Consider the following 9,310-nt stretch of genomic DNA (forward strand, 5'->3'; position numbering starts at 1 on the left):
TGCCTGTTGGCCAGCGCGCTGTCAGTTGCCGCCTGTTCACCCGCCACGCCCCCGCCAAGCCAAACTACCCTCAAGGGCGAAGCGGTCAGCGAGGTGAACGGCGTGATGCGCTACCCGGCCAGCGACTTCGTCGAGCAGCAGGTCGGCCAGCGTGGCGGCACCTTGCGCGTGTCGGCGGCGAGCGACGCCGGCAGCTTCGATATCCACGCGTTGTCCAACGGCAACATGCAGTGGATGGGCCGCCTCCTGTTCGACTGCCTGGTGTACCAGGCCGAGGACGGCAGCCTCACGCCGTGGCTGGCGAAAAGCTGGGACATCAGCGCCGATGGCCTGACCTACACCTTCCACCTGCGTGACGACGTCACCTTCAGCGACGGCGAACGCTTCGACGCCGAAGCGGTACGGGTCAACCTCGAGCACATGCGCGACCCCAGGACCAAGTCGCCGCTCGCCGCTGCCTATATCGCGCCCTACCTGCAGGGCCGGGTGGTCGATGAATACACCTTCCAGGCCAGCTTGCGCACGCCCTATGCGCCGTTTCTCGATGTGCTGTCGCAAGCCTGGCTGGGAATGATCTCGCCACGGCAGATCCGCGAGGCGCCCGCGACCATCGCCAGCCAGCCGATCGGCACCGGGCCGTTCGTGCTGACCGGCTGGGTGCGCGACCAGCGCGCCAGTTTCGCCCGCCGCCCGGGCTACCACTGGGCGCCACCGGCGATCAACCACCAGGGCGAGGCTTACCTCGATGGCATCGAACTGAGCTACGTGCCCGAGGCGATGATCCGCTACACCTCGTTGGCAGCGGCCGACAGCGACATGGCCCTGGACGCCCCGGCGCAGAATGCTGCGGCGATCCGTGCCAACCCGCGGCTGACCCTGCGCAACCGCATCCGCAAGGGCAACCCGGCGCGTAGCATCACCTTCAACGTCGAGCGCGTGCCGTTCGATGACCTGCGGGTGCGCCAGGCCGTGGCCAAGGCCATCGACCGCGACGGCCTGGCCTGGATTTCCGGCTTTGGTGAATACCTGGCCAAGGGCGATTTTCTCGCCGTGAATACCCCAGGCTACGACCCGGTGGCGCGCGATGCATTGGCCTTCGACCCGACTGAGTCGGCGCGCCTGCTCGATGCCGCCGGCTGGACCGGGCGCGATGCCGAGGGTTATCGCACCCGCAACGGCCAGCGCCTCGGGGCAACCTTGCTGACCTACGACAACCCGGCGTTCCCGGCCAATGTCTCGGTGGCGGCCCAGGCGGACCTGCGCAAGGTCGGCTTCGACCTGCGCATCGAGCTGCTGCCGATCAGCAAGGTCATGGAGCTGCGCTACCGCGGCAACTTCGATGCCCTCGGCGGCGGCTACTGGCACACCAACACCGCCGACGGCCTGTACATCCTCTACCACAGCCAGTCGATCCCCAGCGCCAGGATGATCGGCCAGAACGTCGGCCACTTCCGTGATGCCAGCCTCGACCAGCTGCTTGGCCAAGCCCGCGCCAGCACCGACCCGGCGCAACGCCGGGTGCTGTATCGCCAAGCCCAGCAGCGCCTGGGCGAGACCGTGCCGGCCGTGCCCTCGGTGGAAAGCCAGATGCTCCTGGCCTACCGCAACGCAGTCGGCGGCGTGCTGTTCGACGGCTCGCACAACGTCCCCCTGTTCACCAGCGTGTGGCTGGCGAAGGCACAACCATGAAGTTGTTCACCACCTTGCTGCGCCGCCTGCGTGACGGCGTGATCGTGCTGTGGGCGGCGGCCAGCCTGACCTTCCTCGGCATGCAGCACAGCGGTGGCGACACCGCCCTGGCGATTCTCGGCGGCCCGGATGCCATGCCCAGCGAAGCGCTGCTGGCCCAGGTGCGCGCCGAATACGGCCTCGACCAACCGCTGTGGGTACAGTACGGCCATTACCTGCTGCGCCTGGCCAGGGGTGAGTTGGGCGAGTCGTACCGGCTGCGCATCCCGGTTGGCCAGGCGATTGCCGAACAGGCCGGCGCGACCCTGGCCCTGGCCAGCAGCGCGGCCGTGCTGGCGGTGCTGCTGGCGCTGGCCTCGGCGCTGCTCACCGCCAACCGTGGGCGGCGCTTGCGGGCGCTGGTGTCAGGCATCGAGCTGGTGTTGTCGTCGGCGCCCAACTTCGTGATCGGCACCGTGCTGCTGCTGGCCTTCGCCTTCTACTTCCATGTGCTGCCGCCCTCCGGTTCAAGCGGCTGGCGCTCGCTGATATTACCGAGCCTGGCCCTGGCGCTGCCGATCGCGGCAGTGCTGGCCCAGGTGCTGCGCCAGTCGCTGGAGCAGGTGCTGGAGCAACCCTTCATCACCCAGGCCCGCGCCCGCGGCATGGGTGACACCGCCGTGCGCCTGCGCCATGCCCTGCGCCACGCCCTGGTGCCGCTGGTGACCCTGGCCGGCTACGTGTTCGCCAGCCTGCTCGGCGGTGCCGTGGTGCTCGAACTGTTGTTCGGCCGCCAGGGCATCGGCCGGCTGATGCTCGACGCCACCGCCACCAAGGACGTGCCGCTGGTGCTCGGCGTGACCCTGCTGGCCGCAGCCCTCTACGTGCTGGTCAACCTGCTGGTGGACCTGGCGACCCAGGCCATCGACCCGCGCACCGCGCGCCCCTGAATTCACCATGAAGGAGTCGTCATGAGTCAAACCCCGATTACCGACGCTGAACTGGACGCGCGTTTTGCGCCGCTCTACGCGCGCATAGCCGAAGGCGCGGTGGCCCGCGAGCAGCAGCGCACCTTGGCCCATGAACCGGTGGCCTGGCTGCGCGAAGCCGGCCTGGGCGCCCTGCGCGTGCCACGCAGCCACGGCGGCCTAGGCGCAACCTTGCCCCAGCTGCTGCGCCAGCTGGTGCACCTGGGCCAGGCCGACGCCAACCTGCCGCAGATCTTGCGCGCCCACTTCGGCTTTGTCGAAGGGCGCCTGTCGTCCAACGACGCCGCTTCCCAGGACTACTGGTTCGCCCGCGTGGTGGTCGGTGAGCTGTGGGGCGCGGCCATGGCCGAGCGCACCGACAGCACCGGCAATACCGTGCAGCTCACCGAAGGCGAGGGCGGTTTTCGCCTGGACGGTGAGAAGTACTACTGCACCGGCACCCTCTACGCCGACTGGGTCGCGGCGGTGGCCAACCACGGCGAGGACTTGGTCAGCCTGGCGGTGCCGACCCGTGCGCCGGGGGTGGAACGGGTCGATGACTGGGATGGCTTCGGCCAGCGCCTGACCGGCAGCGGTACCACGCGCTTTACCCAGGTGAAGGTTCAGCCGGAGCACCTGTTACGCCGCTTCGCCAAAGGCGAGTTGCGCGCCGAGTCGTACCTCACGGCGTTCTACCAGGCCGTGCACCTGGCGACGCTGGCGGGCATCAGCCGTGCGGTGCTGGCCGATGCCGTGGCCTTCGTCCAGGGCCGCACCCGCGCCTTCGGCGTACCGGGGCAAGCGCAACCGGCTGCCGACCCCTTGGTGCAGGCGGTGGTCGGTCGACTGTCGAGCCTGGCGTTCGCCGCCGAGGCCCAGGTGGCCGCCGTGGGCCAGAGCCTGCAGGTGGTGTTCGAAGCGGGGCAGCAAGGCGAGGTGCCCGAGCAGCTGTACACCGACGCCGAAATCCACGCCTTCCAGGCCCAGCAAATCGTCCTGGCGCAAGTGCTGCAAGCCAGCACCTTGCTGTTCGAGGTCGGCGGCGCCTCGGCCACCAGCAACACCCGGCGCCTCGACCGCCACTGGCGCAACGCCCGCACCCTGGCCTCGCACAACCCGGCGATCTACCGCGAGCAGGCGCTGGGCGACTACTACCTCAACGGCATCAGTCCGGCCCAGGCCTGGCGCGCCCGCCACGCGGCGGCCAGCCAAGGGCAGGGCAGTGGCGACGAAGCCAGCGCAGTCTGATCAGGAGAGCCTGCATGAGCAGCAAACAGATGAGCCTGGGCATGAACATCCTCGGCTTTGGCTCGCATGCCGGCGCCTGGCGCCAGGGCGAGGCGGCACTCGATGCCTATATCGACGTCAACTACTACCGCGACATCGCGCGCATTTGCGAGCGCGGCTGCCTGGATGCGATCTTCCTCGCCGACGGCCCGGCGCTGCCGCCGGATGTGTCCGCGCAACCGGGCGGGCGCCTGGAACCGACCGTGCTGCTCACCGCCGTGGCCGCCGCCACCGAGCGCATCGGCGTGATCGCCACCTGTTCCAGCACCTACAACGAACCGTTCAACCTGGCCCGGCGCATCGCTTCGCTGGACCATATCAGCGGCGGTCGGGCGGCCTGGAACCTGGTCACCAATGCCGGTGACGCGGCGGCGCAGAACTTCGGCCTGGCCGGCGCGCCCTTGCACCTGGACCGCTACGGACGTGCCGAAGAGTTCGTCGACGTGACCCTGAAGCTGTGGGACAGCTGGGAAGACGACGCGATCATCGGCGACCGCGCCGGCGGCCGCTTCGCCGACCCGCGCAAGGTCCACACCCTGGACTTCCAGGGCAAGCACTTTCAGGTCAAGGGCCCGCTGAACCTGCCGCGCTCGCCCCAGGGCCGGCCGGTGCTGGTCCAGGCCGGTTCCTCCGAAGGCGGCAAAGCCCTCGGCTCACGCTATGCCGACGCGATCTTCACCACCCAGACCACCCTGGCTGACGGCCAGGCGTTCTACCGCGAGATGAAGGCACGTGCGAAGGCCTGGGGGCGTGACCCGCAGCACCTGAAGATCATGCCCGGCCTGTCGACCGTGATCGGCAGCACCGAGGCCGAGGCCCATGCGCGTTTCGACGCGCTCAATGCCTGGCAGGGCGAGCATGGCCTGTTGCAGCAGGTGGCGGGGCGCATCGGCATCGACGCTCGCGAGCTGGACCCGGACGCGCCGTTGCCCTGGGATCGGATTGGCGCGGTGGCGGATTTCGAGCGCGGTTCGCACGGGTTTCTGCAAGCCCAGCTGAACCTGGCACGCAGCGAGAACCTGAGCATTCGCCAACTGTCGCGGCGGATCCTGGTCGGCCATCGCCTGGCGGTCGGCACACCCGAGCAGGTCGCCGACACCCTGGCCGAGTGGTTCCTGGCCGGGGCCGGGGATGGCTTCAACATCATGCCCGACATGTTCCCGTCGGGCGCGCGGGTGTTCGTCGAGGAAGTGGTGCCGCTGCTGCACAAGCGCGGACTCTTCCGCACCGCGTACACCGGCACCACCCTGCGCGAGCACCTGGGCTTGCCCAAGGCCGTGAACCAGTTCGCCGCCGCGCGTAGCGCAAACCGCGATTCCCTGTAGGAGCGGATTGATCCGCGCTGAGGCCGGCAAAGGCGCCAAAAAAGGACAATCATGAACGCGATTGCACTGACACCCACCACCCTGACCCGCAACTGGCAGCTTCGCCCTGGCATCACGCTGGCCTGGCTCATCCTGGCCCTGATCCTGCTGGCCGTAGCCTTGCCCAACGGGCTCTCGCCAACCGACCCCCTGGCCGCCGACGCCCGCCTGGCCTACCTCCCACCCAACGCCACCTTCTGGCTCGGCACCGACGAAAACGGCCGCGACGTCCTCAGCCGCCTGATCCACGGCACCCGCCCATCGCTCTACATCGGCCTGGCCGCCACCCTGGTCGGCCTCGGCCTGGGCACCTCGCTCGGCCTGCTCGCCGGCTTGGCCCCCGCCTGGCTGGACAACCTGCTGATGCGCGCCGTCGATGTGCTGCTGGCGTTCCCCGACCTGCTGCTGGCGCTGGTCATCATCACCCTGTTCGGCCAAGGCACCAGCAACCTGATCCTCGCTGTCGGCATCGCTTCTGTACCACGCTACGCTCGCCTGGTCCGCGCCCAAGCCCTGACCATCCGCCACGCCGGCTTCGTCGAGGCCGCCGTCACACTGGGCCGCAGACGCTCGGCGGTGCTGCTGGCCCACGTGCTGCCCAACGCCGTGCAGCCGGTGCTGATCCTGGCCTGCATCGGCCTGGGCGGCGCCATCACCGCCGCCGCCGCGCTGAGTTTCCTCGGCTTCGGCGCGCCACCGCCCGCGCCCGAGTGGGGCGCGATGATGGCCGTGGCGCGCAACTTCATGGCCAACGCGCCCTGGCTGATGGCCTGGCCGGCGCTGGCGATCACCCTGACCGTCATTTCCATCACCGTCATCGGCCGCGACTGGCTGCGCCGTAGCGAGGGCAGAAACCCATGAGCATCTTCGAACAGCACCCAGCCCCCTTGGTGGACATCCGCGACCTGCGCGTAAGCTTCAACGGCGTGCCGGTGGTACACGGCGTCGACCTGCATCTGCACGCCGGGCAGTGCCTGGCACTGGTGGGCGAATCCGGCTCGGGCAAGAGCGTGACGGCACGCACCCTGGTTGGCCTGACCGGCGCCGGCGCCCAGGTGCAGGCCCAGCGCCTGGCGTTTGCCGGGCAGGACCTGCGCCGGCTTGGCGAGACGGACTGGCAGCGCTTGCGCGGTGGGCGCATCGGCTTCGTCATGCAGGATGCGCTGGGTTCGCTCGACCCGCTGCGCAGGGTTGGCGCCGAGATCGAAGAGCCGCTGCTGTTGCACACCGACCTGGCCGCTGAACAGCGTCGCTTGCGCGTGCTCGAACTGCTGCGCCAGGTCGGCGTGCCCGAGCCCGAAGTTCGCGCCCGGCAATACCCGTGGCAGTTGTCCGGCGGCCTGCGCCAGCGCGCCCTGATCGCCTCGGCCATCGCCTGCCAGCCGCGCCTGTTGATCGCCGACGAGCCCACCACCGCGCTGGACGCCACGGTGCAGGCGCAGATCCTCGACCTGCTGGAGCACCTGCGCGCCCGCGACAACAGCCTGCTGATGGTCAGCCACGACCTGGCGGTGGTGGCGCGCCTGGCCGACCGGGTGGCGGTGATGCGCCATGGCGTGGTGGTGGAGCAGGGCACGGTCGAACAGATCCTGCAGGACCCGCAGGAGCCTTACACCCAAGGCCTGCTGAGCGCAGCGCGGGCGGTGCATGTTCAGCGTCCGTCGGTCCCGGCGCTTGCGCTGGTGGAGGCGGTTGTCGACGAGCAACCGGTGGTGCTGGAGGCGCGTGGCCTGCACAAGGCGTTCGTTGGGCCGGACGGCCAGGCGCGTCAGGTGCTGAACGACGTGTCGTTGCAGTTGCGTGCCGGGCAGACCCTTGGCGTGGTCGGTGAGTCCGGCTCTGGCAAGAGCACGTTGGGCCGCATCCTGCTGGGGCTGGAGCGGGCGGAGCAGGGCAGTGTGCACTTGGCCGGGCAGGACTGGCTGGCGCTGTCCGCCGCGCAGCAGCGTCAGGCCCGGCAGGGCATTCAGGTGGTGTTCCAGGACCCGCTGGCCTCGTTCGACCCGCGCTACACCGTGCTGCGGGTGCTGGCCGAAGCGCTGGCCCAGGCCGGCGTGCCGCGTGGGTTGCGGCGTACCGAGGCGGCTGCGTTGCTGGAGCGGGTGCAGTTGCCGGTGGGGCTGCTCGACCGCCGTCCGCTGGAATTGTCGGGTGGGCAACGCCAGCGCATCGCGATTGCCCGGGCGCTGGCGATGAAACCGCGGGTGCTGGTGCTGGATGAACCGGTGTCGGCGCTGGATGTGTCGGTGCAGGCGCGGATTCTGGCCCTGCTCGCCGAGCTCAAGGCCGAGTTGAACCTGGCTTGCCTGTTCATTTCCCATGACCTGGGGGTGGTCGAGCAGGTCAGCGACCAGGTGCTGGTGATGCAGGGTGGCCGGGTGGTGGAGCAAGGCGCCGCGCGCCAGGTGCTGGGCCAGCCGCGGCACGCCTATACCCGGGCATTGCTGGATGCCGTGCCGCACCTGCCAGCGGCGCGGCCGGCGTGGGCCTGGCGGCTTGCGCTGTGACGGTGACGGGGCACGCTTGCAGGCGAGGCGGCGCCAGCCGGGGTCAAATCGATAGCCGCATCACCCGGTTGGCCAGCTGCGCGGGTGCCGCTGCCCGGCGCTTGTTCACCACCAGCTCGCCAATGGCGATCAGCCGCGTGCGCGTGACGTTGCGCGACAGCCCCAGCAACTGCGCGGTATGCACCTGGTTGTAATGGCAGAAGTGATAGGCCGAGCGCAGCAGCGCATGCTCGACCTTCTCGTGCAGGTCGCCTGGCTGTTCCTCGTACAGTCGGCTGAATGCCTGTTGCAGCAGGTCCTCCCCGCTTTTGCCGGTGCTGCTGCCGGCCTGGCGCTCCAGGCGCAGGTGGGACAGGCGCAGGTCCTGGGCCTGGACCACCCCGTCGGCGCAGGTCAGCAGGCTGTGGTGAATGACGTTTTCCAGCTCGCGAATATTCCCCGGCCAGGCGTAGTCGACCAGCTTGGCCTGGGCCTCGGCGCCAAGCGCCACCGGGCCATGGCCAAGGCGTTCGCTGTAGCTGCGGATGAAATGCCGGGCCAGCGGCAGGATGTCGCCGGGGCGCTCGCGCAGCGGATGCAGGCGCAGGCTCACCACGTTCAGGCGGTAGAACAGGTCTTCGCGAAAATGCCCGGCATTGATCGCCTTCTCCAGCTGCACGTTGGTCGCCGCCAGCACCCGCACATTGATCGGGAGGCTCTTGCGCGAGCCCAGGCGCACCACTTCGCGCTCCTGCAGCACGCGCAGCAGCTTGACCTGGATCGGCAGCGGCAGGTCGCCGATCTCGTCGAGGAACAGCGTGCCGCCGTTGGCCTCTTCGAACCAGCCGGCCTTGGCCGTCAGGGCGCCGGTGAAGGCGCCTTTGTCATGGCCGAACAGCTCGGCCTCGACCAGTGACTCGGCGAATGCACCGCAGTTCACCGCGATGAACGGGCCGTTGCGCCGGGCGCTGAGGTTGTGGATGTGGCGCGCGACCAGCTCCTTGCCGGTGCCGGTTTCGCCAATGATCAGGACGCTGGCCTCGCTGGGGGCGACCTGTTGCAGGTGGGCGAGCAGCGCCTGCGACCTGGGGTCTTCGAAGACCTGTGCGCTGGCCCTGATCGAGGTAGCCAATGACGGTGACGGCGGGAGGGTCAGCAACTGCATGAACGGTCCTCAGCAATAGAAAGAAGCGGCGGGGACTTTGCGGGTGCAATCGTCTTGGCGAGGGTTGGGGTGTTGCGCTGCGGACAGTTGGCGAGGGAGTGGGCGGCTGCGCAGTAGGGCGGTTATAAACGGGCTCGAGTTGGTTGAAAATGAATAAAAAACGATATGTTTATTCTATTTGTTGATAGCACGCTGTCCGGCATCTGCGCTGTCGGGGGGCTTGCACACCTGTGGCAAACACCTGCCAGCCCCGGTCCGGCCAGCCCCGGCCAAGCTCCAGAGGCTTTGTCCCCCCTTCCCATGTCAGCCGTCTGTCGCCCAATCCATTAGCGTTCCGAGCATTTCCGATTGGCAAAAGCAGGATGCTTACCG

General features: G+C 68.9%; 7 protein-coding genes. 6 read left to right on the top strand and 1 reads right to left on the bottom strand.

Annotated elements, in window-relative coordinates:
* Nucleotides 1–105 precede the first annotated feature (105 nt).
* From KSS95_RS14225 to KSS95_RS14250, 6 genes are read left to right on the top strand one after another with little or no spacing between them, the layout of a single operon-like run.
* The gene (locus KSS95_RS14225) at nt 106–1,689 is read left to right on the top strand and encodes an ABC transporter substrate-binding protein (RefSeq protein WP_225935590.1); all 1,584 of its coding nucleotides are present in this window, start codon (nt 106–108) and stop codon (nt 1,687–1,689) included.
* Nucleotides 1,686–2,618 carry an ABC transporter permease gene (locus KSS95_RS14230; RefSeq protein ID WP_217847717.1) on the top strand — a complete coding sequence of 311 codons (933 nt, stop codon included), beginning with the start codon at nt 1,686–1,688 and terminating at the stop codon, nt 2,616–2,618. The genes KSS95_RS14225 and KSS95_RS14230 overlap by 4 nt, the downstream gene beginning before the upstream one ends.
* Nucleotides 2,619–2,639: 21 nt before the next feature.
* The gene (locus KSS95_RS14235; RefSeq protein ID WP_217847718.1) at nt 2,640–3,884 is read left to right on the top strand and encodes an acyl-CoA dehydrogenase family protein; all 1,245 of its coding nucleotides are present in this window, start codon (nt 2,640–2,642) and stop codon (nt 3,882–3,884) included.
* Between the two features lie 14 nt (nt 3,885–3,898).
* Nucleotides 3,899–5,248, top strand: a complete 1,350-nt coding sequence (locus tag KSS95_RS14240) for an LLM class flavin-dependent oxidoreductase (protein ID WP_217847719.1) — start codon at nt 3,899–3,901, stop codon at nt 5,246–5,248.
* Nucleotides 5,249–5,299: 51 nt separating this feature from the next.
* Nucleotides 5,300–6,148 (top strand): ABC transporter permease, encoded by an 849-nt coding sequence (locus KSS95_RS14245; RefSeq protein ID WP_217847720.1) that lies wholly within the window; start codon nt 5,300–5,302, stop codon nt 6,146–6,148.
* Nucleotides 6,145–7,794, top strand: a complete 1,650-nt coding sequence (locus tag KSS95_RS14250; RefSeq protein WP_217847721.1) for a dipeptide ABC transporter ATP-binding protein — start codon at nt 6,145–6,147, stop codon at nt 7,792–7,794. The genes KSS95_RS14245 and KSS95_RS14250 overlap by 4 nt, the downstream gene beginning before the upstream one ends.
* 43 nt (nt 7,795–7,837) lie before the next feature.
* Here KSS95_RS14250 and KSS95_RS14255 read toward each other — a convergent pair whose 3' ends face one another.
* Entirely contained in the window at nt 7,838–8,938 is a 1,101-nt protein-coding gene (locus KSS95_RS14255; protein WP_217847722.1) for a sigma-54 interaction domain-containing protein, read from the bottom strand.
* Nucleotides 8,939–9,310: the final 372 nt, after the last annotated feature.

Origin of the sequence: Pseudomonas muyukensis (assembly GCF_019139535.1) — a bacterium.
GTDB lineage: Bacteria > Pseudomonadota > Gammaproteobacteria > Pseudomonadales > Pseudomonadaceae > Aquipseudomonas > Aquipseudomonas muyukensis.

Coding starts and splice junctions, on each gene's coding strand:
- KSS95_RS14245 (WP_217847720.1), top strand. CDS start 5,300: ATGAACGCGATTGCACTGACACCCACCACCCTGACCCGCAACTGGCAG.
- KSS95_RS14250 (WP_217847721.1), top strand. CDS start 6,145: ATGAGCATCTTCGAACAGCACCCAGCCCCCTTGGTGGACATCCGCGAC.
- KSS95_RS14230 (WP_217847717.1), top strand. CDS start 1,686: ATGAAGTTGTTCACCACCTTGCTGCGCCGCCTGCGTGACGGCGTGATC.
- KSS95_RS14235 (WP_217847718.1), top strand. CDS start 2,640: ATGAGTCAAACCCCGATTACCGACGCTGAACTGGACGCGCGTTTTGCG.
- KSS95_RS14225 (WP_225935590.1), top strand. CDS start 106: ATGCGCTACCCGGCCAGCGACTTCGTCGAGCAGCAGGTCGGCCAGCGT.
- KSS95_RS14240 (WP_217847719.1), top strand. CDS start 3,899: ATGAGCAGCAAACAGATGAGCCTGGGCATGAACATCCTCGGCTTTGGC.
- KSS95_RS14255 (WP_217847722.1), bottom strand. CDS start 8,938: ATGCAGTTGCTGACCCTCCCGCCGTCACCGTCATTGGCTACCTCGATC.